Origin of the sequence: Lysinibacillus sp. BNK-21, assembly GCF_048684915.1 — a bacterium.
Lineage (GTDB): Bacteria > Bacillota > Bacilli > Bacillales_A > Planococcaceae > Lysinibacillus > Lysinibacillus capsici.
The window spans coordinates 1,011,073-1,036,858 of the sequence record NZ_JBLQTS010000001.1 but is presented as its reverse complement, the minus strand read 5'-3'; the positions used below and the strand labels follow the sequence as shown (position 1 = coordinate 1,036,858).

The following is a 25,786-nucleotide window of genomic DNA, read 5'->3' as shown; positions in this document are numbered from 1 at the left end:
AGAGCCGTGACAAACACTTGTCACAGCCCCTTTGTCTAGTATTATCTTAGCCTAAAAGCAGCTTATTATGCTAGTGCTTTGACAGCTGCAATGGCCGCTTCATAGTTTGGATGATCTGTAGCTTCAGGTACATATTCAACATATGTTACTTTATTGTTTGCATCCACAACGAATACTGCACGTGTCAGAAGACGTAATTCTTGAATGTATACGCCATATGCCTCACCAAATGAAAGGTCGCGGTGATCTGATACAGTTTGGACAGCATCTATACCTGCTGCACCACACCAACGCTTTTGAGCGAATGGAAGATCCACAGATACTGTATAAATGACTACATTATCACCTAAGTTCGCTGCTTCCTCATTGAATCGACGTGTTTGCGCATCACATACACCAGTATCTAATGATGGTACAACACTAAATAAACGAATTTTTCCTTCTGAATCATTTAATGTTACAGGTGATAGGTCATTCGCTAATACCGTAAAATCTGGAGCTTGATCGCCCACCTTTACTTCATTTCCTACTAGTGTCACTGGACCATTTTTAAATGTTACTTGTGCCATCTAAACGCCTCCTAATCATCATATGTACATAATATTACTAAATGAAGGGAATTAATTGCAACTATGATAGCTTACATACATAGAAATAGATAAGACTGTCTCCTAAATTGAAACAGTCTTATGTTTATTGTTCATTTTTTTCCTCTAGCTTGGCTAAGTCTATTTTTTCTTCTTGCACAGTAATTTCTATATGTTCTTCTTGTTTTGGTAAAGTAGTCGGTGTTGAAGCCTTTTCAATAAAGATCTTTTCGTGCACCACTGTTGTATCGGCAAAATAATCATGTAAGCCTTGATTTTCTGGCAAAATCACTACCAAAATATACAGTGGCATAAAAATATTATTGATGATACGACCAATCCAATCACGGAATAACACATCTGACCAAGTTAGCTGATCGTGCTTTAATGAAATTACACGTAATCCGAACACCATTTTCCCTAGTGTTTGCCCAAAGAACTTGGTCATCAGCACAAAATAGCTATAGTAGAAAATTGCTGTAATAATAGAAATTGGCGCATACCAAACCGAATCAGATAAAGACCAATCCATTAAATAGAAGATAGGATTGACGAGTATTCCACCTACAGCAGAAATGATGAATCCATCTAATAAAAATGCCCAAAATCGTACCCAAAAACCAGCAGTTTTTAATGCATAGTTTTTTTCATGTGCCGATTCTCCTGAAGTGTTTATATAGAAGCCATTTTCCAATGAGGGTGAACCTTGCATAACAATTTCATTGTTTGTCATTGTGCTCCCCCCTTAGTATTCCCCATATAGATACATCATTTTCGGAGCGCTATAGTCCGTCATGATTTTCATTAGCATTTTTTCTTCGGCAGAGGGACCGAACATGGAGCCAATTTTCATACCTACGTATGATTGCCAGCCACCCATATCGTATGAATACTCAAATAAAGCTGCATCTTCAAGTCCATAATCCTCACGAAGAGCTGCAATGGCCGCTTCTTCATCACCAATTTCATCAATTAACCCTGCTTCAAGTGCTTTTGTACCGCCAAGAATACGACCATCTGCAACCTTCTTTACTTCTGCTTCAGACATATTACGTCCCTGCTCTACAATATCTACAAATTCTTCGTACGTTTCATTAATCATATCTTGCATCATTGCACGTTCCTCTGCTGTCACTTCACGCATTGGACTTAGCATATCTTTATGCTCTCCCGATTTAAACGTTTCAAATTTGACTCCTACTTTTTCAGCCAGCTCTTGATAGTTAATTGATTGCATGATGACACCAATAGAGCCTGTTATTGTATCACGATGGGCAAATATTTTATCTGCTGGTGCAGAAATATAATAACCACCTGAAGCTGCCATAGAATCCATTGATACATAAATTGGAATTTGTCGTTCTTCTTTTATTTTTAGTAGCTTTTTATAGATATCTGCAGATTCCTTTACACCACCACCTGGTGAATTAACGCTTAAAACAACACCCTGTATGGACTCATCATATAAAATATTATCCAATTGTTCTAAGAAAAATTGATGATCATAGGCAACTGGTTGCCACAATGTACTTGAGCCGATATCTTGAATTGTTCCATCTACCTTTAAATAAGCAATTCGCTTATCAAAATTCTCCCCTTCAATGACATTTTCATATACATCTAAGCTATTACCTGCCATTAAGCTATCAAAATTACCTAGGAAATCTGCTTTAAATAGCGCAAAAATGGTATTAATTCCTAACGAAAATAGTAAAAGAACACCTGCCACTACTAAAGCAACCCACCTTTTTACATTCATGTCTTTCCGCCTCCTCAACACGTAATACGTATGACTTGCCAATTTGTTTCATTTTTTTGCAATAATTAAACACAAAAAGCTTTAAGCTATGTATTTCCTCATATTACCTTACCTAAAAAAAATAAAAAAATCAAAGTCCATACCTTTGATGAACTTTGATTTTCGACATTATTTCCTAGGAAATATTATAATTGGAGGTGTTTGATTTCTTGTTGCCGTAATTCGACACGTCTAATTTTCCCAGAAGATGTTTTTGGTAGTTCCTCTACAAATTCAATAGCACGTGGATATTTATAAGGAGCAGTCAATGATTTAACATGACTTTGGAGTGTTTGAATAAGCGCTCCATCACCTTTTTCACCATTGCGCAGAACAATAAATGCTTTGACAATATTTCCTCTTACTTTATCAGGGCTCGCTATAACAGCAGCCTCTTTTACAGTTGGATGTTTCATTAAAGCATCCTCTACTTCAAAAGGGCCAATTGTATAGCCTGAGGATATAATAACATCGTCTCCTCGTCCGTCAAACCAAAAGTAGCCATCTTCATCTTTATAGGCACGATCTCCTGTAATATACCAATCCCCACGAAATTGTAAATTTGTACGTTCAGGATCATTTAAATATTTTTTAAAGAGTGCTGGCGTTTCGCGATGAACAGCAATATCACCAACTTCTCCGATTGTAACAGGTTTGCCCAAATCATTAATAATTTCAACAGTGTTGCCAGGAGTAGGTTTTCCCATAGAGCCAACTCTCGCTTCCATCCCTACCATTGTGCCTACCAATAATGTATTTTCCGTTTGTCCATAGCCATCTCGCACTTGTAATTTGAATGTTTCCAAGAATACTCTAATAACCTCACTATTTAATGGCTCACCAGCTGATACAGCTTGGCGAATTGCACTTAAATCATATTCATGTAAATTTTCAAGCGCTGCCATAAAACGATATTCAGTTGGTGTACAGCATAGTACATTGATTTTGAATCTCTCAAGCAATGCTAAATAAGAAGTTGCTTCAAATTTACCTTTGTAGACAAATGCAGTAGCACCACTGCCTAAAGTAGCTAGAAATGGACTCCAAATCCATTTTTGCCACCCTGGTGCTGCAGTCGCCCAAACAATATCATTTTCTTGTACACCCAACCAATATGGTGCTGTTGTTCGTAAATGAGCATAGCCCCAACTATGCGTATGCACTGCTGCTTTTGGATTTCCTGTTGTTCCGCTTGTATAGGCTAAAAATGCATTGTCTGTGCTTTTTGTTGGGATAGGATTTATGTAGGTTGTAGGTTGATTATTCATTTTTTCAAGTATGTTCTGCCAAGGTTCATGTGCATTCCCTATAACAAATTGCAGTATGTCTTGTAAATTTCCCACTTTATCGAACTGTTCAATATAGGGTTCAAATGCAATAACTGCTTTAGCATTTGCATGATGAATTCGATACTCAATATCCTTTGTTCTTAACATCTCAGAACTTGGAATAATAGTTAAACCCGCTTTCAATGCAGCAATATACACAATATATGCTTCAACCGAACGTGGTACCATTACTAAAATGACATCACCTTTCTTTAAACCTTGCTTGGTGAATACATGTGCTACTTGATTTGCTTTTTCCAATAAATGTGCATATGTAATACATTGGATGTCTTGGTTTTCTTCATAAATGATTAAAGCATTTTTGGCTGCATCCTGAGCATATTTTTCAATTTCCTCTACTATGTTATACCATTCTGGTGCAACTAAATCTTGTCTTTTCATGGCAATTGCCCCCTTTTGTTATGACACATTATAAAACTCTTTTTTCAGCATTTTCAATGGTTTGTGCTTAATTTCGGTAAAGTCATGACAACTATCATACCCTCCTATATGGCATCGGTCACATTTTATCTATAGGAAAACTTGCTATTGAATACAAATGAAAAGTATGGTACATTTTGGTCAACTAAAAGCAAGATTGCAGGGGGACTCGTAAGAGTTGAGAAGGTAAAACCTGACCCTTTGAACCTGTTAGTTAATACTGACGTAGGGAGCAATAAACATCGTTTTCAGATGAAAGGCTCTTTTCGTGCATTTTTACACAAAAAGAGCCTTTTTTGCATGCTTACGTCCATCCCTAAAGGAGGACTACAATGATTTTTCAAACAATTCGTCAACAGCAACCACTTATCCATTGTATAACCAATTATGTAGTGGCAAATTTTCAAGCAAATGGTTTATTAGCGATAGGTGCTTCACCAGTAATGGCCGATGACTACCAAGAGGTAGAGGAGATGGTGGCCATTGCTCAAGCATTATTAATTAATATTGGAACACTTAATGATCGCACAAAAAGTGCCATGTTTTTAGCAGGTGAAAAAGCCAATAAACTTGGTATTCCTGTTATTTTAGATCCTGTCGGAGTTGGAGCCACAACTTATCGTAAGGAAACCGTAAGATACTTACTTGAAAACATACACTTTGCCGTGATTCGCTGTAATCTCGGCGAGCTAGCAGCAATAGTTGGTGTAAATTGGCAACAAAAGGGTGTCGATAGTGGTCATGGCACTATCGCTATGGAATTAGAAGCCACATCATTGGCTCAACGCTATCAATGCATTGTTATTGTCACAGGAGAACGCGATTTTATAACTGATGGCAAGCATAGCCAATGGATCGCTGGTGGTCATCCACAAATGACGGAAGTAACGGGTACAGGTTGTTTACTTAGCGCAATTTGTGGCGCAGCCTATAGTGTAAGCCATAATCCTTACCAACAATTAACAGAAACACTTACTTACTATAAAAAAGCAGGTGTACTGGCATCCGCATTTACTGCAGACATTGGTGATTTTCAAATAGCCTTACTCAATGCTATACATCGCTTATCAAAGGATGGTGCAGCTTCATGCATATTGTAACAACAATCGCTGGCTCAGATAGTGGTGGAGGCGCGGGTATACAGGCTGATTTAAAAACATTTCAGGAATTAGAAGTGTTCGGTACTTCTGTTATTACTGCTCTAACTGCTCAAAATACTTTGGGTGTAACAGGTGTTTGCCCTATTGACGTTTCCTTTATAAAAAAACAATTAGAGGCCTTAGTAGAAGATTTTCCAATCGCTGCGATTAAAACAGGAATGCTTTATTCCTCAGAAATTATCAAAGCAATTGCACACAAGATCAGGGAGCTAAACATTCCACTGATTGTTGATCCGGTGATGATTGCAAAAGGTGGGGAAAGCCTATTACAGCAAGAAGCTATCGATGCCTTACGCTCAACTTTATTACCACTTGCTACGGTTGTTACGCCCAATATACCCGAGGCAGAGACACTTACTGGGAGATCTATTCATCATTTTGAAGATATGAAAGAAGTAGCTCAAAGCTTGTTACAGCTAGGTGTACAATGTGTCATCATTAAAGGTGGTCATTTAGCAGATCCACTTTATGCCATTGATTATGTATTTTGCAAAAATGGACGTTCTTTTTCTTTGCAGTCTCCACGAATCCAAACAAAAAATACGCATGGTACTGGATGTACATTTTCCGCAGCACTTACTGCTTTTCTTGGACAAGGATTTGCTCTGGAAAATGCCATTATGGAAGCTAAAAAATATATCCAATTAGCTATTATGTTTAATTTATCGATTGGAAATGGTCATGGACCCACTAATCATTTTGCTTATCAACAGTATAAGGAAGGCTGTGAGGTGATTATTCATGAAACGTGAGGATTTGGAGCTTTATTTTATTATGGGTACGAGCAATGTTCCTCCTCAAGAACAACCTATCTATATCCTAGAAAAAGCCTTGCAAGCAGGCATTACAATGTTTCAATTTCGTGAAAAAGGTCCTCACGCGTTAACTGGACTTGCCTATGAACAATTTGCACGCCAATGCCAAAAACTATGTCATCACTATCATGTGCCCTTTATCATTAATGACGATGTTGATCTAGCGATACGACTAGGAGCTGATGGTGTTCATATCGGACAAGATGATTTACCTGTAAGTGTAGCACGTAAAAGAATCGGGAACATGATTCTTGGTGTATCTGTCCATTGCGAGGAAGAATTGCAAATAGCTATTAACCATCAAGCTGATTATGTTGGTATCGGTCCAATCTTTCCAACATCCTCTAAAAGTGATGCACAACCACCATGTGGTACATCTTTTTTACAGGAGGCTCATTCATTACATCCTGAATTACCAATTGTAGCAATCGGTGGAATTAATTTCACAAATGCACATTCTGTATTTCAAACGGGGGTTGATGGTGTTGCTGTTATTTCAGCTATTTGTCAAAGCAAAGATGTTGATCATACAGTAGCTACATTTAGATCCCTATCTCGTATAAATAAATGATCAATAAACAAACTAAAACCAGTGCCTTTTACGGTCACTGGTTTTAAGTTTATAAATGCTTAATCAGCATTTATTGGTTGTTGTTTGGCATACCTTTTAATTGAGATTCTGCCATTTGTACAAGACGTTTAGTGATTTCACCACCAACGGAACCGTTGGCACGAGCTGAAGCTTCAGCTCCTAATTGAACACCAAATTCTTGTGCAATTTCGTATTTCATTTGATCTAGTGCTTGTTGTACACCAGGTACTGCAAGCTGGTTTGAACTACGGTTGTTGTTTGAAGCCATGTTTCTCACCTCCTTGTGAATATAGAATGTGCGATATTAGATTTTTAATACAAAAAATTTAGAGGTAAATTGTACCTCTATTGGAATAACAATATCCATACAAAAAAGCCGTCTCAAAATGGGCTTTGAGACGGCTTTTGAATCCTTATAGTAGATCTGCAAATTTATCTTGTTGTTCTTCTTTCTTAGGGAAAATATAGACCTCGCGATTCTTCACTGCTCGCTCGATCAATTCATCAAAGTCAGAGAAGCTTTCATAATGCTCAACCTTTTCAAGCTTCGGTTTTGTTTTTGGACTTGCTGGTGTAAAAATCGTGCAGCAATCTTCAAATGGCTGAATAGATGTTTCGTATGTGCCGATTTTTTCTGCAATATCAATAATCTCTAATTTATCAGTTGAAATCAGCGGACGAAGGATAGGTGTATTTGTTACTGCGTTTATTGCTGTTAAACTTTCAAGCGTTTGACTCGCCACTTGTCCAAGACTTTCGCCCGTTACAATAGCAAGTGCACCAATTTCCTCACGCACCTGATCAGCAACCTTCAACATCATTCGGCGTGTTGTCGTCATCGATACATTAGAAGGTACTTTTTCTTTAATAAGAACTTGTATTTCAGTAAAAGGAATGACATGCAAACGAATACTAGCACCAAATTTTGTTAATTCATTGGCAAGCACTTTAACTTTTTCCAATGAATTTTGGCTTGTATAAGGTGGACTAAAGAAGTGAATTGCCTCTAATCGCACACCACGCTTCATCATTAAATAACCCGCGACAGGGCTATCAATACCGCCAGATAGCATTAATAAAGACTTGCCATTTGATCCTACAGGCATTCCACCTGCACCAGGAATGACTTGTGCCATCATATAAGTTGCATCATGGCGAACTTCTACACGTAGCTCAATATCAGGCTGCTTCACTTTAACAGATAAATTTTGAAATTGTGGTAAAACATAGCCACCGATCTCACGTTGGATAGCATGAGATTCTAAAGGAAATGTTTTATCAGTACGTTTTACCTCTACTTTAAATGTATGTGGCTCATCTTTAAATGTCTCCATAATAGTGATAGCGAGCTTTTTCATACTGTCCATATCTTTTTCGCATGCAGCGACAGGGCTAAATGATTGAATACCAAAAATTTTAGGTAAACCTGTAATTAGCATTTGCATTTGCGCTTCGTCTTCTATGGCAATAAACATACGGTCACGTTCTGTGCGAATATGCAGTTGTCCTAAATCTGCAAAGGCATGACGAATATTTTCACGTAAACGGCGGATAAAATCCATTTTGTTGCGACCTTTTGTAGAAAGCTCACCATATCTAATTAAAATTTCTTTCCAAATCATTTACTTATTTTCTCCTTTGAGTTCCAACATTACTTCTGCTAGTACTTGTTTAAAGTTTTCTATATCTTCTATTGTGTTATGTGCGCCAAAGCTAAGGCGAATCACGCCTTTTTTATAATGCTCATCAAGGTGAAGCGCCTCGACGACATGACTTGTTTTCGTTTGCTTGGAAGAACATGCACTTGATGTCGACACAATGACACCACGTTTTTGCATAGCATTAATAATGACTTCCCCTTTTAAATCACGAACACTAAATGACACAATATGCGCAGCTCCCTGTGGGGTTGATAAAACATGGACTGCTTCGCCATAACTTTCTAGCTGAGTTCGGATTTCATCGTGCCATTGACGGTATTTATTTGAGCGTTCGTTCATTGTTTCAACAGCAAGTCGAGCCGCTTTCGCTAAAGCAACAGCTTGCGGAACTGCTACAGTACCACTACGCATACCAAATTCCTGACCTCCACCAAGAGCAAAGGGCTGCCATCTTATAGGTTTACGGAATGCTAACACTCCTGAGCCTTTAAAGCCATGAATTTTATGACCAGAGATAGAAATACAGTCAGGTCCTTCTTCTTTAAAGGATATTGCTAATTTCCCAAAGCTTTGCACAGCATCAACATGGAAGGCAGCACGACTCATTTCATGAATCATTTTTGCTGCTTCCTTAATAGGCTGAATTGCACCCATTTCATTATTCACATGCATGATGCTAACTAAAATTGTTTCTTTTCGTATTTTAGTACGAAGCTCATCTAGAGAAATCACACCTCTTCGATCGACACGAAGATATTCAACATCAAAGCCCTCTTTTTCAAGTTGTTTCATTGTTTCTAGCACTGATGGATGTTCAATTTCAGTCGTTAAAATATGCTTTCCTATATGCGTATTACTACGTGCTATGCCAAAAATAGCTGCATTATTTGATTCTGTACCACCTGAAGTAAATAGCACATTTTTTGCCTCTGTCTGCAAAATATCTGCTACTTGCTCACGCGCACGTATTAATAAATCATTTGCTTCAACACCCATAGCATGGATGGAAGCAGGGTTGGCATAATACTGCTCATTTACAACCATAAAAGCCTGCATAACCTCTTTTAAAGGCTTCGTTGTTGCACTATTATCCAAATAAATTGTATTAACCATAACTTTTCACACACTTTCAAAACGTTGATTTAACGGTATTTATCATAACGCAATCTTTGGCGATTGACCACTAACTTTAACAATTATTTAAATTTTAATTGATATCCTACATTTTTTTCACCATCGTGACAAACTCTGTTGGTGTACTAAATTCAATTGCTTTAAGAAAACCAAATTTTTCATAAAGATGGATTGCTCTCTTATTAAATAGTGCAACTGTTAAACGTAATGGCAGCTGATATTCTTCTTGAACTGTTTGAACAATAAACGAAAAAAATGCCGTTCCTAATCCTTGACCCGTTAGATTTGGCTTCAACCCAATTCCAATATCTATACAGTACTCTTCATACGCCCCAAAACCTTGCCCTTTTGGCACTTGGGCTGCTTTACCTGTACAATAATAGCCAATTAATTCACTATGATTATTAAAGATCGCAAAGTAAGGATTATCAAGCATTTCTTGTACATTTTCACCCGATAATTCATTATTGTAAAAATCGTAAGGTGCTACATATTGCCATTGTAAAATTTCACTTGCGAAATGTTCATTCATTTCTTTGATTGACAATTTCATACTGAATCACATCCTAATCTAAGCATAAATAGAAAGCTGTCTAAAAAGTAATCGCTATACTTTTTAGACAGCTCAAAATGTTATTTGAATTATTTTGCTATGAATTCTTCGGCAACCATTTCTTGAATACGCTTTAAGGCACCTGGCTCCATTTCTTCCACTGCTGTACCTGCTTCTTCTAAAGCCTTTGCATAACGGAATTGATGGAAAGCCTCTTCTGCTTCTCTTAAACGTCCGTTCAATTTTGGGTTCGATGCGCGATGGCGATTACCGTACTGAATAATACGCTCAATGAGCATCACATTTTCTATTAACTCATGTGCCTTTACTTTAACATCCTCTACACAGAGTGTTGCTGCATTTAGATTATTATGAACAGTACCCATATTAAGTGGTACTTCTTGCAAGCTTTGCATGACAACATAGATGTGCTCTGCTGCCTCATCAAGCCGTGCATCCATCTCCTCAGGAATTCCTGGAATATTTGCCTTGTTCAATAAACGATCAGTATCCTGTAATATTTTCTTTAAGTTTTCGACTTGAGCGCGTGCCTTATTTTCATCTATTCGAAGTTTCTTCATTGTATTCGATAGATGACCTTGTTCTTCGTGAATTCGTTCAAGCTCTTCACTAATTTCGATTAACTCTTCCTGTAAGCTAGAATAAGCTGATTTTTCTTCCCTAACTCGCATAGCTAATAGATCATAGCGACGTTGCAGTGCTTCCAATTGTTTTAAAGCGGCTTTTGGAATTTCAGCATCTTTTTCATTTAAATGATAACTTTGCTGTACATACGTTGCCTCGTCATTCACTAATTTTGTTGAAGAAATGACATTGGTAATAGAACTTAATAAACGATCACAATTTTGATCTACATAATTTTTAGCAATAACCTCTTTTTCAAGTAAATCATAAAAATGGTCGATTTCTTCATTTATTTCTGTCACACGTGGTTTAACAACTTTTAAATTCAGCTCTGCAAGTTCGAGTTTTAATGCCTCGAATTCTTTTTCATATTTATTAAGTGCATCTGTCAATTCTAAATGCTGTAAATAGTAAGATTGGTCTTCCATTTCACGCTGACCATTACGCAATTCCTGAACCGCACCTGGTAGCTTCACTTGAATTTCCGTTAAGATGGTTGGAACATCATTAATATATTCGAATGTCTGCTGCGATTCTTGATTTAAGCTAATGACAATTTCTCGCGCTTGCAAATAATTACCTTCATTCGTTAGGACATCGAACTCTTCAAATTTTTGAACAAATGTCTCTAGCTTCTTCTCTAATGCAGGTAATGCTACACCGAATGAATGCTGATGAGCCAGCAATGTCTTTCTTGCAGAGCGATAGTATTCTTTTAATTGTTCGATTTCAATTCGATTTTTTTCTTCGCTGCCAATTAATTCATTCAGTTCTTCTAAAATTTTATTTTTATCTTGGTCGCATTTCTCAATGTAATCTTCAATTTCACGTTCTATTAAAGTTGCCCTTTTAAAACGAAGTCGATTAATTTGATCCTCAGCATCAAATAGAAGAGAATCGATTTTAGTCATATGTACGTCGATGACTTCATCCCAAGTATTGCGCCATCGTTCAAACATTTCTTCCGTTTCACCGTTCATGTTTAAAGATTTTACTTTTGAAATTTCTTCATTTATAGGATTATGTTGTATTTGTAATTTTTCATTTTCTAGTTTTGCAATAATTGCAACATGTTTTCTTCGCATCATAAATCCTACTATGGCTAAAATTAATAGTAGGATAATCGGAATGATGATATACTCCATCGTAAGCCTCCTATTCTACAATAAACGAATTGGCTAGTTGTATTTATTATATACTATGTTTTCGCCTTTTGTACTAAAATTTAAGTGTTTTTCAGAAAACTGTATTTTCGCTATTGTGAAATATTTAAATAGCGTATCTATAGAGCTAAAGGAGTGGTAAATTATGAAACGTGATGGGCATATACATAGTCCTTTTTGTCCACATGGCACTACGGACTCATTCAAGCAATATATTGAAAAAGCAATTTCTCAACATTTCACAGATATAACATTTACAGAACACGCCCCATTGCCCAAAAGTTTTGTCGATCCAACCCCGCAACAAGATAGTGGCATGAATCCTGATGATCTCATGTCTTACATTGAAGAATTGCAACATCTACAACAACAGTATGCACAAGATATTCGTATCCGCATCGGACTAGAAGTTGACTACATCCAAGGCTACGAACAAGAAACTCGTCAATTCCTTGATACCTATGGACATCTTTTAGATGACGCTATTTTATCAGTCCATTTTTTAAAATGGCAAGATACCTTTGTATGTATCGACTTTTCTTCTGAATGCTTTATTGATTTTTCAAAAAAAGTTGGCTCTGTTGAACTGCTATATGATTTATATTATGATACTGTCCTACAATCGATTAGAGCAGATCTTGGACCATACAAACCGAAACGGATTGGGCATCCATCACTTATTCATAAATTCCAACTAGCGCACAACGAAAAAATCAATGACACCCCACGTATCAAAGAAGTATTAGACAGCATGAAATTCGCGGGCTATGAATTAGATTTAAATAGTGCTGGTTTAAGTAAACAATATTGTCAGGAGCCTTATCCACCATTTGCCCTTATCAATTATAGTCAAACTATTAAACTACCATATGTATTTGGTTCAGATGCACATTGCGCAGAAGATTTACATCAACACTATAATGTTATATTACCAATATAAATAACTTTTAAACGAGGTGCTTAGTATGTTTACACAAATTAATTACGAAGGATCAATTGCTGACCAGTATCTGACATTATCAAAACAATTAGATGCACTATTAACTGGCGAAACAAATCAAATCGCCAATTTAAGTAATGCCTCTGCTCTGTTAAATCAATTTTTAACGAACATTAACTGGGTTGGTTTTTATCTCTTCCAGGATAATGAGCTTGTGTTAGGACCATTCCAGGGTCTTCCTGCCTGTGTTAGAATTCCTATTGGGCGTGGTGTTTGTGGTACAGCTGTGGCAACAAGAGAAACAGTTGTTGTAAAAGATGTACATGATTTTCCAGGGCATATTGCCTGTGATGCTGCATCGCAGTCTGAAATTGTTATACCGCTAATGAAGCAAGGTGAAATTATTGGTGTGTTAGATATCGATAGTCCTATCGTGAATCGCTTTTCAGAGGAAGATCGTAATGGCCTAGAGGAATTTGTTAAAACACTCCTTAACCATTTATAATACAATATTAAAAATTGCCCTGAAATGTTTTATATTGTCATTTCAGGGCGATTTATTTAAACAACCATTTACGTTTTGCTTTATAATCCTATGAATTCGTTTGGAACGATCCATTGTGAGTACAAAAGCGATTTTTCCCGCTGTTTTTCGCCTCATACAAGGCTGTATCTGCATGTAAAAACACAGATTGGAATGCTGGTCGATCTCGCTCATCCCATGTTATAAGACCCGCAGAAATGGTTACTTGTGGATCTGTGGTACTTGGGATGACTTCCACAATGGTTGATGCTAATTCTAAAGCTTCTTTTTCATCGATGTTAGGGACATAGACAGACATTTCTTCTCCACCCCATCTTGCACAAATCCCACGACTTCCAATAGTCTCTTTTAATTGAACCGCAATCTGAACAAGAATTTTATCTCCAACTTGGTGACCATACGTATCATTAATGCGTTTAAAATTATCAATATCAATTAACAAAAACATACCAGATTGATCATATTCAAGTGATTTTTCTACAAACTGATCGAGGTAACTACGAGCATACAGTTTCGTTAAATGATCCAAATCGACCATTTCCTGAAGCTGTGTTCGTAAAATTGAGTTTGCAATGGCTAATGATGAATGGTGAATTAAAGATTGCATTAATTTGAAACTATCGAATGAAAAGAAATATGGCTCTTTATGTAAGACAATACTAAAACCATTAATCTTTTCCTCCATAAGTATAGGAATCGCCATAATAGAGCGATACTCAATTTGATTAGGAGTTAGACGGCTGAAATCGGCAACAAATAGTGGATCATTCGTTTGAGCAAAGTGCTGTTCAACATGTTTTATATAACTTTGACCGTTTTCTGAATGGAACAGGGAGGTACTTGCACCTGTTATTTCAAATGTATCGTGTTTTTTAAATGCGAAACATACTTCCATTGGCTGAAAGGATTTCAGTAACTGCTTTTGTAGGAAAAGTAACATTTCATGAATGTCAATTCGCATATTTAAACGATGCGAAGTTTCATTGATGAGTTGTAAATCACTTACGAGGCGATGCGATTGATGATATAACTTTGCATTTTCAAGAGCATTTCCTGAAGCTTGTGCCAGCATCCGTACAAAATCTTTTTCGGTTGTTGAAAAAAGATAAGTGGTGGGTGCACTTACTTGCAAGATGCCATAAATAGCTTGCCTACCCTTAATCGGTGCATTTAACAACCGACAATTTAAATCGCTCGCTAGCTCTGTCGTCAACTCTCCTGATACAAAGGCTTCAATTGTAGCAGGTCTTTCTGATAAATAATCAAAAAGCTTAATATCGATGGTCGTGTGTCGATCTTGATCATTCGATAAAATAAGCTCCACATTAAACTCAGGAAAATTATCCCGTATATTTTTTAATACATTTTCTAAAATTAAATCAATATCCATTGTTGAATGAAATAAGTCAGTCATGTTATATAGTTTTCTATATTGGTCTTCATTTATTTTGACATCTAAATTGTCTCTAATCATTTGAAGAACCTTTGAAAGTGTTTCTATACACTCTTCACCATACTCCGAGGTCATAAAGTCTGTCCAAGACTCTGTTGCCTCCACAAGTAATATACCAATGGGATTTTTGCCCTCTGCTTGGAAAAGCACCATATCTGTCATCATTGAATAGGCCTGTCTTGCTTTCAATATATAAGGAATTTTCACTACTTTTTGTTGATAAAAACTAGCTTCGATCATCAGCCATGACACAGCATTTAGCTTTGTTTCAATTGTTAATGAAGCCATCTCTTCGATTGGGATTAAGGAATTACCTTCAAAACTAAGAAAAGCAGCATTATCAATTTTCAAGCGCTTCTTTAGAAACTGTTTCAATGAACAAAAATACCCATTAAAACTAGTTTGTTCTTCATAAGAACTCACCCAAAAGCTCAAAACATCAGATTTTATATATTTTAGCGTTTGTAAATGGTCTGTCATGAAATCACCTTTTCTATATAACGTCCAAATCAATTACTATTAACTTATAATATATTATACATAATTTGTGTCATTTTGACTATGTAATTATCCCTTACTTTTACAATTTACATAACACAGCGTATCATTAACTATTCCCATATTATTTTAAATAGGTAGTGAGGAATTTCCTACTATGTTCTTTTATATTTTTTTACTAGCTAATAATTGACGTCCTTGTCCAAAGCAGTTACAATGAAGGTTGTGTAAAATAAACGCAGCAGTGGTATAAGCTTATGATTGTATTTTATTCCTCTATTTTCTGATGTACAACTACTTAGATGATCAGCAATGAAAATTAGATGGTGTATTGTGTAACCTAACGGCTGCATAGGCGAAAGTACATGAAAATAAAATGCGTGTAAGAATGGGTACTACTGGTTTTTGTTTTACAACAAAAAAACCAAATTTAAAGGAGGAGACAACAATATGTCTCGTTATACAGGTCCATCTTGGAAATTATCACGTCGTCTTGGTATCTCACTAAGCGGTACAGGTAAAGAAATCGAAAAACGTCCTTACGCACCAGGACAACACGGTCCAAACCAACGTAAAAAATTATCAGAATACGGTTTACAACTTCAAGAAAAACAAAAACTTCGTCATATGTATGGTATGAACGAACGTCAATTCCGTACTCTATTTAACCGCGCTGGTAAAATGAAAGGTGTTCACGGTGAAAACTTCATGATCCTTCTTGAAACTCGCCTTGACAACTTAGTTTACCGTTTAGGTTTAGCTCGTACTCGTCGTGGAGCTCGTCAATTAGTTAACCACGGTCACATCTTAGTAGATGGCAAACGCGTTGATATCCCATCATACAGCGTAAAACCAGGTCAAACGATTTCTCTTCGTGAAAAATCTCAAAACCTTGCTGTAGTAGTAGAAGCAATCGAAGTAAACAACTTCGTACCTGACTACTTAACATTCGATGCTGACAAAAAAGAAGGTACATTCACTCGCCTTCCAGAGCGTTCTGAATTATCAGCTGAAATCAACGAAGCATTCATCGTAGAGTTCTACTCTCGTTAATCAATTGATGCTAATAAAAGCCCTGAAATCCCTTGTATACCAAGGCTTCAGGGCTTTTTTTCTATGAACAATCAATTAGAACCTACGTTTTTTCCGCTTTTAATCATTAGCGCAAAAACTAATCCAGTACCGAGTATTGTAGCAAGTAGGAGGAAGGCTACAGTAAAGCTACCAAATTGTATGAAATAAGCAGATATGAACGGTGCAACACTTGTTCCAGCAAATAAAATTACTGTGTACATAGAAACTGCAATCCCTCCCATATTCCAACCTAACTGACTAACAAGCGTTACTAATGAAGGAACAGCAAGGGCAATCCCACCAACAAATAAAATACTACTGATGGTTAAACCAGCTATAGTTGAAATAAAGCTCATCGCGGTCAGTGCAATAATCGCGAGAGTTAAGGCCATTTTCAGTACAAACAGCACATTAAAACGCTTTGCTATTTTCCCCGCAAATGGTGACATAACCATCCCCACTACCCCAAAGATACGAATGTAAATAAGGTTCTGACTTTTCATACCAAAGAAATCACTCGTTAAATAAGCCCCTAAAATAATGTACATACTGACAAATGACATTAATAATGCAAACGCAATGATATAACTAAAGATCAAATTTCTATTGGTGAAAATAATACCAATTCTCTTCAGAGGAGCACATATATTTTTAGTTTCATTCTGAATTATTCCCTTCGGTAAGATCCACACGACTAACAAAGCAGTCATAACATACACTACAGCAAGTACATAAAATATGACGTGCCAATGATTATGGTCGCTTACATATCCACTAAACACCTGACCAACTATACCCGCTACAAGAAATCCCGTACTGATAAAACCTACTGCCCCAACTTTTCGATCATTTGGAAAAACCTCAAGAGTATAGGCAAGTGCTACTGGTGAAAATGTTGCTGCCGCAAGCCCCTGTAATCCTCTCAATAGAAGGATAAAAGAAAAGTCATTAACTAAACCTAGAAGTAACGTTATTACGCTTAATGAAAAAAGCCCAAATACAATGATATTTTTACGACCATATTTTTCTGATATCACACCATAAAAAAAACACCCTAGTGCAAATCCAAGTGAAAAAACACTAGATGTAAAACCCGCTTTAGTCAATGAAATATGAAAATAATCACTGAATACACTAATCAGAGGTATTGTTAAATAGAGACTCGACATCACTACCATACCTGTCCAGGATAAAATAGTTGTCATTAAAGCATAATTTGCTCGATTTCCTGAAATTACAATGTTCATTAAATACATCACCCTTTTAGTTCGATTAACTTATAGTTAGATAATCTAATTAAATGTTTAAAAATTAAACTGTACCAAAATAGCTACAGTTTAACGTTCCACCTTTAATTTTCTTTGTATTGATGTTAATAATTTACTCACTAGCTTCTCAAATACTTTTCGTTCATCAGGCTCCAAATCAATTAAATTAGAAGCACATGACGACCAATAAGTCGGTAACACTTTCGTTATAAAAGCACGACCTTCATCCGTTAAACTTACATAGACCTTCCTCCGATCTTCTTTACTATGATTCCGTACAACAAGATTTCTCTTTTCTAGCCAATCAAGCATTGACGTTGCTGATGCTCTCGTAATTCCTAATCGTTGAGCTAAAGCGGATGGAGTCGCTCGTCTATCTTCATGTAGAGTCAGCAATAGTAATAAGTCTAATTTACTTTCCGTAATGCCAAAAGGAGCTAACTCATTGTCTGCTACATCCAGCACATAATCACTTAACCATAACAACATTAATCCCAGCTTGGCATCTTCTCGATTTGTATCACTTGAAGAAGACATTTGAATCAGTTCAATATACGGCTCTACCCCTAATACAGGTAAATCATCTTCATGTGTGTACGTTTTCTTACTTTTTGTCATTACAATCACCTTTTAATTAGATTATCTAACTATAAATTTAATCCAAAGCAAGAATTTTTATTTTCACTGATTTCTTCAAAATGATGCACTACTTTTTTAGCGCAGACGCATTGCCCAGATTATTATAACCAACAATAATTTTTTCTCTTATATTGTGGCAATTTTATGTACTTTAAAATAACAATTACATAGTTTCAAAATAACATAATCACTACCTTTATAATAAAAACAAAATATCAGTTATTTACTATTCATTAGATCATCAAAATAGAACTGTTTTCCAAAAAATATATTTTACTTTCATAGTAAAATATTTTTAAAACCTTTTTAAATTCAATATTCTACAACAAAACAACATTCCAATGCTCCTATCATCACCTTAACTTTTTTGTAAAATAATAACATGAAGAAATTTAACAATTTTAATAAAAATACGAGTTGAACTTTTACAAAAAATAGAATACGATGAATTGCGAAAGGTGGTTCACCATCATTCAAGCAATAATAATTTTTTAAAAGGGGTTGGAAATATGTCAGACGTTCTAAAGCAATTTGTTATGCCGAAAACAAACTTATTTGGACCTGGAGCAATTCAAGAAGTTGGTAAACGCTTAAATGATTTAGAAGTGAAAAAGACATTAATCGTAACAGATGAGGGTCTACACAAATTAGGTCTCTCAGAACAAATTGCAAACATCATTACAGCTGCTGGAATTGATGTAGCAATTTTCCCTAAAGCAGAACCAAATCCAACAGATCAAAATATAGAAGATGGCATTTCCGTGTATCATGCGGAAAACTGTGATTCTATTGTTTCTCTTGGAGGAGGCAGCGCACACGATGCAGCAAAAGGTATCGGACTTATTGCTTCGAATGGTGGACGCATTCATGATTATGAAGGCGTTGATAAATCACAAAATCCACTTGTGCCATTAATTGCAATTAATACAACTGCTGGTACTGCCAGTGAAATGACTCGTTTCACTATTATCACAGATACAGCACGCAAAGTAAAAATGGCCATTGTTGATAAGCATGTGACACCGTTACTTTCTATAAACGATCCTGAATTAATGATTGGTTTACCTCCTGCTCTTACGGCAGCTACTGGGGTTGATGCACTAACACATGCTATTGAATCATTCGTTTCTACGAATGCTACACCAATCACGGACGCATGTGCTGAAAAGGTTCTTCAGCTAATTCCTGAATATCTACCACGTGCCTATGCAAATGGAGCTGATATAGAAGCGCGTGAACAAATGGTATATGCACAATTTTTAGCGGGAATGGCCTTTAATAATGCATCACTTGGCTATGTTCATGCAATTGCTCATCAATTGGGCGGTTTCTATAACCTACCACATGGCGTGTGCAACGCTATTTTATTGCCACATGTTTGTCGATTTAATGTCACAGCACGTACAGAGCGCTTTGCTCGTATCGCTGAATTATTAGGAGAAAATGTAGAAGGTTTAAGTAAGCGAGATGCGGCTGAAAAGGCTATTACAGCTATTGAGAAGTTATCACAAGATTTAAATATTCCTAGCGGCTTCCGTGAATTAGGTGCAAAAGATGAGGATATTGAGATCTTAGCAAAAAATGCATTATTAGATGTGTGTGCTGAGACGAACCCTCGTAAAGCAACACTAGAGGATATCAAACAAATCATCACAAATGCAATGGGTCCTATTGTGAAAAAAGAAGAGTCACTCGAGGCAGTTGCCCTTTCTTAATCGACGGTTTCCTATAAGCCTATACAAAGGATGGAGAAAACAAATGTTTTCTCCACTTTTTTATGGACTCGATACACACACATTGTCTATCACGGGAACTCTCGTTATACTTTTCTTAAAAAGAATAGGAGAAAATAATATGCGTTTAATTTCAATTTGTCCTAGCAATACAGAATTAGTCGCCTATTTAGGGCTGTCAGACCAGCTCGTTGGAGTTGATGATTATTCTGATTGGCCATCATCGGTTAAAGATCTACCACAGCTTGGGCCTGATTTATCAATTAACATGGAGGCATTAGAGGCATTACAGCCTGATCTTGTTCTGGCTTCCTTGAGTGTACCTGGTATGGAAAAAAACATTGAGGCACTAAAAGAAAGAAATATTCCTCATATTATTTTTAATGCAAACTCATTAGAAGAAATTGCGCAAGATCTTCTGACACTCGGGAAAGCTTGTCAAGTGGAGGAACAAGCAAAGACAATTGCTGAAGAGTACATGCATTCCATCGAAAAAATGTATTCCATTGCACAAACAATTCCGAAGAAACCTACCCTGTATTGGGAATGGTGGCCGAACCCTATCTTCACTCCTGGGAAAATAAATTGGCTAACAGAAATAAGCGCTCTTGCTGGTGGCATAAATCTATTTCAAGATGTTGAGCTTGCTAGTGTTCAAACAGATTGGACAGATGTTGTTAAACGCCAGCCTGACTATATCATGATGGCTTGGGTTGGTGTCGCATTTGAGCGTATCCAACCTGCTAATTTATTAAAACGTCCATATGCCAAAGAGTTACATGCCATTCAATCGGAACAGCTCCATGTAATGGAAGAATGGCTGTATTGTCGCCCTTCTCCACGACTTATTGAAGGTGCTATAAAGCTTGGAAAAATACTGCATCCTAAAGAATATGAACAAATAAAACCTCCAAGTTTCTTATGATGAAAAAACCACATCCAGCGTTTTTTGGGATGTGGTTTTGCAAATAGAAATTAGATAAATTTCACCATATGATATTTTTTCTTACCTCGACGGACAATGCTAAATGCATCCTCTAAACGATCCTTCGCATCGACTACATATTCTAAATCTGTTACCTTTTCACCGTTTACACTAATAGCACCATTTGATACATCTTCACGTGCTTGACGTTTTGAAGAGGAAATGCCGGCCTCCACAAGTAGGTCCACAATGTTTTTATCCTCTTTAGCCATTTCAATAGAAGGAACATCTTTAAAAGCGTCCTTCATTTCTTCAGCTGAAAGTGCTTTTAGATCTCCTGAGAACAAAGCAGCTGTAATACGGATGGCTTGCTCTAATGCCTCTTGACCATGTATTAAACGAGTCATTTCTTCAGCTAGCGCCTTTTGTGCCTTACGTAAATGTGGCTCCTCCTCTACAGAAACGGCTAAAGCTTCAATTTCTTCACGAGATAGGAACGTAAAGATTTTTAAGTATTTTATGACATCTGCATCAGCTGCATTGATCCAGAATTGGTAGAACTCATATGGAGAGGTTTTCTTACCATCTAGCCAAACAGCACCACCTGCTGTTTTACCAAACTTTGTGCCATCTGCCTTTGTTACTAATGGAATCGTAATACCAAAGGCTTTCGTTTCTTCCTCGTGTGTTTTACGAATAACCTCTAACCCTGTTGTAATGTTACCCCATTGGTCAGAGCCACCTACTTGAATACGGCAATTGTAGTGATTGTATAAATGATTGTAATCAATACCTTGAATTAACGTATAGGCAAACTCTGTAAACGAGATTCCTGTGTCAAGACGAGAAGCAATCGTATCTTTTGCTAACATATAGTTTACGTTAATTAGTTTCCCGTAATCACGTAAAAATTCAATTGTGTTGATATTACCAATCCAGTCACGATTGTTCACAAGCTGAGCACCATTGCCATCTTCCGCAAATTCGAAAATACGTTCTAATTGACTACGGATTCCTTGAACGTTTTTATCGATTTGCTCTACTGTTTGTAATTGGCGCTCTTCTGAACGGCCAGATGGGTCACCGATCATCCCTGTCGCACCACCAACAAGTAAAATTGGACGGTGACCCGCTTTTTGGAATCGACGAAGCGTTAACAATGGAACAATATGTCCAATATGCATGGAGTCAGCTGTTGGATCTACCCCACAGTATAAAGATACAGATTGTTCATCTAATAATTTTGCCATGCCTTCCGCATCTGTTTGTTGGTATAGCAAACCACGCCATTCTAAATCTTGTAATAATTCGTTTGTCATGTTCATTCCTCCTAAAATGGTTAAATTCATTACGTGCATGGACATGTTTAAATAAAAAAAGTCCCTACACGCAAACAATTGCATGCAGGGACGTTAAGTTGCAAACTAACGCGGTACCACCCAGCTTGAAGATGTCATCCACCTTCCACTTCATTCAGCCGCCTTTATCGCAGGCGCGCACGTCTAAGCTCCAAGCACGTAATTCGTCTCTACAATATGACCAGTTTTCACCAACCACTGGCTCTCTAAACAGGGAATATAGACACTACTGCAAGCTCTTCATCACCAGAAAACTATAAACATAATTTTATACGATTCTTTTTCAAAGTCAATAACTATGTTCGTGCTAAAACAATATGTGCTATAATAGACAAGATTTTAGGAGGTCGATACATTGAAAGATTGGATTGAAAAAATCAATGCAAAGATCGATGAATTACTTGAACAAAAATGGATGAAGAAATTACGTATTTCAGGTAGTGTTACCTGGAACTTATTTTTACTATTTTTAGTCTTTGCATTGGTTGGCACTGTATTTGTCGGTTCAGTTGGAGCTGGTTATTTTGCTTCTCTTGTAAAAGAAGAACCGTTACGCTCAAAACAAGAGTTAAGGGATCAAATTTTTAGCTATGAAGAAACCAGTGAGATTTATTTTGCCAACGATATTTATATTGGGAAATTAAGGACAGATTTAGATCGACGTGAAACTTCGCTTAGCAATGTTGCACCAGAGGTCGTGAATGCTGTTCTGGCAACAGAAGATGAATATTTCCGAGAGCATAACGGAATTGTTCCTAAAGCAGTTATTCGTGGGTTATTACAAGATGTCACAAACTCTGCAACGCAGACAGGTGGTTCTACACTTACCCAGCAGCTTATTAAAAACCAAGTACTAACTAATGAAGTATCATACGAGCGTAAAGCTAAGGAAATTTTACTAGCGATGCGTTTAGAACATTTTATGACGAAGGAAGAAATATTAGAGGCTTATTTAAATATCATTCCCTATGGTCGTAACTCTTCAGGACGAAATATTGCAGGTGTTGAAACAGCTGCGGAAGGAATTTTTGGCGTAAAAGCAAAAGAATTGACTCTTCCTCAAGCTGCGTACATAGCTGGTATTCCACAGGCACCATTTGCTTATACACCATTTACAAATACAGGTGAACTGAAAAGTGAAGAAGCTTTGAAACCAGGTATTGATCGTATGAAAACAGTACTTTATCGTATGAAAGAAGCTGGTTATATTGATGATGCACAGTATAATGAAGCGTTAAACTATGATATTGCTGCCGATTTCCGTGGACCAGAAATGCGCGCGGAGGATCGTTATCCTTGGTTGACTTATGAGCTTGAAGCTCGTGCAAAAGATATTATTGCTGAAAAATTAGCAAAAGATGATGGGATTGACCCAGAGCGCTTAAAGTCAGAAAAAAAATTAAAGGATAAATATACGATTTTAGCAGATCGTGATGTTCGTTCAAAAGGCTATCGTATTTATTCAACCATTAATAAAGATATGTATGATGCGATGCAAAAAGCAGCAAAAGACTTCCAGTATTATGGTCATACGTATACTGGTAAAGGGAAAGATCCTGTTACTGGTGAAGAAATTGATATTGAGATGCCGGTACAAGTAGGTAGTATTTTAATAGAGAATACGACAGGTCGTATTTTAAGCTTTGTCGGTGGTCGAGACTTTAAAACCACTCAAGTAAACCATGCAACACAAGCTTATCGTTCTAACGGTTCTACAATGAAACCATTACTTGTTTATGGACCTGCCATTGAGTATGGCGTAATCGGTGCGGGTAGTCCATTAGTTGACGTGAAATTCTCAATCGGTTCTTGGAGTCCAAGTAACTATATTACGAGTGATGAGCGAGGTCTTATTCCAGCACGTGAAGCTTTAGCAGATTCTCAAAATATTTCAGCACTACGTTTATATAATGATATTATTAGTAGACGCCCTGCAGATTTGTTAGTAAAAATGGGATTCTCAAAATTACATCCAGATGATTTTACTAACCTAGCAACTGGGATCGGTGCTTTAAGCGAAGGAACTACTGTTGAAGAAAATACAAATGCATTTGCTACCTTTGCAAATGGTGGCCAATTCATTGACGCTTATATGATTGATCGAATTGAAGACCAAGAAGGAAATATTGTTTACCAACATGAAGTAGAACCTGTTCAAGTATTTAGCCCAGAAACATCTTATATCGTGACAGATATGCTACGTGATGTTCTCACTAAAGGAACAGGGACAATGGCACGAAATACATTAAAATTCTCTTCTGATTTCGCTGCAAAAACAGGGACTTCTCAAGAATATAAAGATGTTTGGTTAGTTGGTTATAACCCTAATGTATCTCTTGGTGTTTGGATGGGTTACGATCAACCTCGTACACTTTATGCATTTAACAACACCTATTTACAGCCAAGCGTTCGGGTGAATAAGCTATGGGGTACTTTAATGAATGCTGTTTACGATGCGGACCCTCAGCTAATTGACCCTCCAACAAGTTTTAAGGCGCCTAAAAATGTTGTGACAGCATCATTCTGTGGCATTTCCGGCATGGCCCCTTCTGCAGCTTGTGCTAGCGCAGGTCTTGTACGCTCAGATTTATTTAATGCGAAAGTATTTTTACCATCACAACCTGATGATAGCTTAGCCTCTTCAAGTGTTGTGACGATTAAAGGAAAAACTTATAATGCGTTGCCAAATACACCAGCAGAGTTTGTAAAAGCAGGTGGCGCAGGCATTAATCAAGACTTTATTAAACGAATGTTAGGTAGACTTGGCGGGAACCCTGCTAGTCTGTTACCAAAGAATTCTACATTGTCGAATTCATCTGTATCAGCAGTTGATTTCCCAGCGGATGGTAGCCCTCCAGGAGCTGTCTCAGCTTCAGTAAATGGCTCTACATTATCATGGTCAGAGTCATCGAATGATGTTGTTGGTTATCGTATCTACAACGTTACGAATGGCGGTAATACACTTGTAACGTCCGTACTAGAGTCAACACAAAGCATTACGGTTGCTAGTGGACAAGCTTATGTAGTGGTCGCTGTAGATATTACAGGTTTAACATCACCACACTCCAATGTTGTGTCTACTGGCGGTAGTGAAAATGAACCTGACCCAGAGGAAAACGACCAAGAGCCAATACCACCTACAACACCACCTACTAATGGCAATGGTAATGGTTCGGGTAGTAACGGCAATGGCTCCAATAATGGGAACGGGTCTGGTAATAACGGCAATGGCTCCAATAACGGGGATGGTTCTGGTAACAATGGCAATGGCTCCAATAACGGGGATGGCTCCGGAAGCAATGGCGATGGATCTGATAACCCCGGAGATGGCACAAATGGAGGAGACAATGGTAATACCACTACTCCAACTGAAACATCAAGGCGCTAATCCATTATGCCTTAGCAAAAGCATTTGTATTAGATAATCAATTAAACAGACTTACTGCATATTACTTATGAATTGTAGTAAGTCTGTTT

22 protein-coding genes and 1 riboswitch are annotated in these 25,786 nt (G+C 37.1%); of the genes, 9 read left to right on the top strand and 13 right to left on the bottom strand.

All coding sequences use genetic code 11. From position 1 onward, the window contains the following. Positions 1–65: 65 nt before the first annotated feature. The 4 genes from tpx to mbcS form a co-directional block, all read right to left on the bottom strand. Complete coding sequence (gene tpx / locus ACMGGO_RS05210) at positions 66–569, bottom strand: thiol peroxidase (RefSeq protein ID WP_004226187.1); 504 nt, start codon at positions 567–569, stop codon at positions 66–68. Between the two features lie 124 nt (positions 570–693). Further along, positions 694–1,320 carry an RDD family protein gene (locus tag ACMGGO_RS05205; protein WP_054549949.1) on the bottom strand — a complete coding sequence of 209 codons (627 nt, stop codon included), beginning with the start codon at positions 1,318–1,320 and terminating at the stop codon, positions 694–696. 12 nt (positions 1,321–1,332) lie between these two features. Then, entirely contained in the window at positions 1,333–2,346 is a 1,014-nt protein-coding gene (gene sppA / locus ACMGGO_RS05200; RefSeq protein ID WP_048393549.1) for a signal peptide peptidase SppA, read from the bottom strand. A gap of 185 nt (positions 2,347–2,531) precedes the next feature. Further along, a complete protein-coding gene (gene mbcS, locus ACMGGO_RS05195) occupies positions 2,532–4,115 on the bottom strand; it encodes an acyl-CoA synthetase MbcS (RefSeq protein ID WP_420281640.1) in 1,584 nt (527 codons plus the stop codon). Between the two features lie 190 nt (positions 4,116–4,305). Further along, positions 4,306–4,403: riboswitch (TPP riboswitch) on the top strand. A gap of 83 nt (positions 4,404–4,486) precedes the next feature. Between mbcS and thiM the strand changes: the two genes are divergently transcribed. Genes thiM through thiE form a run of 3 tightly spaced genes read left to right on the top strand, consistent with a single transcriptional unit; the run spans position 4,487 to position 6,700 of the window. Further along, the gene (gene thiM / locus ACMGGO_RS05190) at positions 4,487–5,254 is read left to right on the top strand and encodes a hydroxyethylthiazole kinase (RefSeq protein ID WP_281216065.1); all 768 of its coding nucleotides are present in this window, start codon (positions 4,487–4,489) and stop codon (positions 5,252–5,254) included. Further along, positions 5,242–6,066, top strand: coding sequence for a bifunctional hydroxymethylpyrimidine kinase/phosphomethylpyrimidine kinase (gene thiD, locus ACMGGO_RS05185; RefSeq protein WP_420281639.1), 825 nt, complete (start codon positions 5,242–5,244; stop codon positions 6,064–6,066). Before thiM ends, thiD begins: the two co-directional genes overlap by 13 nt. Continuing rightward, positions 6,056–6,700: a thiamine phosphate synthase gene (thiE, locus tag ACMGGO_RS05180; RefSeq protein ID WP_048393540.1), complete on the top strand. Its 645-nt coding sequence runs from the start codon at positions 6,056–6,058 to the stop codon at positions 6,698–6,700. The genes thiD and thiE overlap by 11 nt, the downstream gene beginning before the upstream one ends. A 70-nt stretch (positions 6,701–6,770) precedes the next feature. On the opposite strand, the gene ACMGGO_RS05175 is transcribed toward thiE, so the two are convergent. The 5 genes from ACMGGO_RS05175 to ezrA all read right to left on the bottom strand — a co-directional run bounded on the left by ACMGGO_RS05175 (position 6,771) and on the right by ezrA (position 11,859). Further along, the gene (locus ACMGGO_RS05175) at positions 6,771–6,989 is read right to left on the bottom strand and encodes an alpha/beta-type small acid-soluble spore protein (RefSeq protein ID WP_004226165.1); all 219 of its coding nucleotides are present in this window, start codon (positions 6,987–6,989) and stop codon (positions 6,771–6,773) included. A 145-nt stretch (positions 6,990–7,134) separates the two neighbouring features. Next, positions 7,135–8,343 carry a tRNA uracil 4-sulfurtransferase ThiI gene (gene thiI, locus ACMGGO_RS05170; RefSeq protein ID WP_048393538.1) on the bottom strand — a complete coding sequence of 403 codons (1,209 nt, stop codon included), beginning with the start codon at positions 8,341–8,343 and terminating at the stop codon, positions 7,135–7,137. Then, the gene (locus ACMGGO_RS05165) at positions 8,344–9,495 is read right to left on the bottom strand and encodes a cysteine desulfurase family protein (protein WP_420281638.1); all 1,152 of its coding nucleotides are present in this window, start codon (positions 9,493–9,495) and stop codon (positions 8,344–8,346) included. Between the two features lie 106 nt (positions 9,496–9,601). Then, on the bottom strand, positions 9,602–10,069 hold the full coding sequence (locus tag ACMGGO_RS05160; protein ID WP_048393534.1) for a GNAT family N-acetyltransferase: 468 nt from the start codon (positions 10,067–10,069) through the stop codon (positions 9,602–9,604). Positions 10,070–10,158: 89 nt separating this feature from the next. Then, positions 10,159–11,859: a septation ring formation regulator EzrA gene (ezrA, locus tag ACMGGO_RS05155; RefSeq protein WP_054549944.1), complete on the bottom strand. Its 1,701-nt coding sequence runs from the start codon at positions 11,857–11,859 to the stop codon at positions 10,159–10,161. Positions 11,860–12,022: 163 nt separating this feature from the next. Between ezrA and hisJ the strand changes: the two genes are divergently transcribed. Both hisJ and ACMGGO_RS05145 read left to right on the top strand, forming a co-directional pair. Further along, positions 12,023–12,817, top strand: a complete 795-nt coding sequence (hisJ, locus tag ACMGGO_RS05150) for a histidinol-phosphatase HisJ (protein ID WP_048393531.1) — start codon at positions 12,023–12,025, stop codon at positions 12,815–12,817. A 25-nt stretch (positions 12,818–12,842) separates the two neighbouring features. Next, positions 12,843–13,322, top strand: a complete 480-nt coding sequence (locus ACMGGO_RS05145) for a GAF domain-containing protein (protein ID WP_112116341.1) — start codon at positions 12,843–12,845, stop codon at positions 13,320–13,322. 88 nt (positions 13,323–13,410) lie between these two features. Here ACMGGO_RS05145 and ACMGGO_RS05140 read toward each other — a convergent pair whose 3' ends face one another. Next, a complete protein-coding gene (locus tag ACMGGO_RS05140; RefSeq protein ID WP_231595662.1) occupies positions 13,411–15,189 on the bottom strand; it encodes a sensor domain-containing diguanylate cyclase in 1,779 nt (592 codons plus the stop codon). Between the two features lie 573 nt (positions 15,190–15,762). Between ACMGGO_RS05140 and rpsD the strand changes: the two genes are divergently transcribed. Next, complete coding sequence (gene rpsD, locus ACMGGO_RS05135; RefSeq protein WP_016991579.1) at positions 15,763–16,365, top strand: 30S ribosomal protein S4; 603 nt, start codon at positions 15,763–15,765, stop codon at positions 16,363–16,365. Positions 16,366–16,436: 71 nt separating this feature from the next. On the opposite strand, the gene ACMGGO_RS05130 is transcribed toward rpsD, so the two are convergent. Continuing rightward, a complete protein-coding gene (locus ACMGGO_RS05130) occupies positions 16,437–17,633 on the bottom strand; it encodes an MFS transporter (protein ID WP_374806090.1) in 1,197 nt (398 codons plus the stop codon). A 90-nt stretch (positions 17,634–17,723) separates the two neighbouring features. Then, a complete protein-coding gene (locus ACMGGO_RS05125; RefSeq protein ID WP_328013000.1) occupies positions 17,724–18,272 on the bottom strand; it encodes a MarR family winged helix-turn-helix transcriptional regulator in 549 nt (182 codons plus the stop codon). Between the two features lie 530 nt (positions 18,273–18,802). Between ACMGGO_RS05125 and ACMGGO_RS05120 the strand changes: the two genes are divergently transcribed. Beyond that, positions 18,803–20,008 carry an iron-containing alcohol dehydrogenase gene (locus ACMGGO_RS05120; RefSeq protein ID WP_004226138.1) on the top strand — a complete coding sequence of 402 codons (1,206 nt, stop codon included), beginning with the start codon at positions 18,803–18,805 and terminating at the stop codon, positions 20,006–20,008. Positions 20,009–20,147: 139 nt separating this feature from the next. Beyond that, complete coding sequence (locus ACMGGO_RS05115; RefSeq protein WP_279495764.1) at positions 20,148–20,951, top strand: cobalamin-binding protein; 804 nt, start codon at positions 20,148–20,150, stop codon at positions 20,949–20,951. A 50-nt stretch (positions 20,952–21,001) separates the two neighbouring features. On the opposite strand, the gene tyrS is transcribed toward ACMGGO_RS05115, so the two are convergent. After that, positions 21,002–22,270 carry a tyrosine--tRNA ligase gene (gene tyrS, locus ACMGGO_RS05110; RefSeq protein ID WP_054549939.1) on the bottom strand — a complete coding sequence of 423 codons (1,269 nt, stop codon included), beginning with the start codon at positions 22,268–22,270 and terminating at the stop codon, positions 21,002–21,004. Between the two features lie 394 nt (positions 22,271–22,664). Between tyrS and ACMGGO_RS05105 the strand changes: the two genes are divergently transcribed. Further along, a complete protein-coding gene (locus tag ACMGGO_RS05105; protein ID WP_054549938.1) occupies positions 22,665–25,697 on the top strand; it encodes a transglycosylase domain-containing protein in 3,033 nt (1,010 codons plus the stop codon). Positions 25,698–25,786 lie beyond the last annotated feature (89 nt).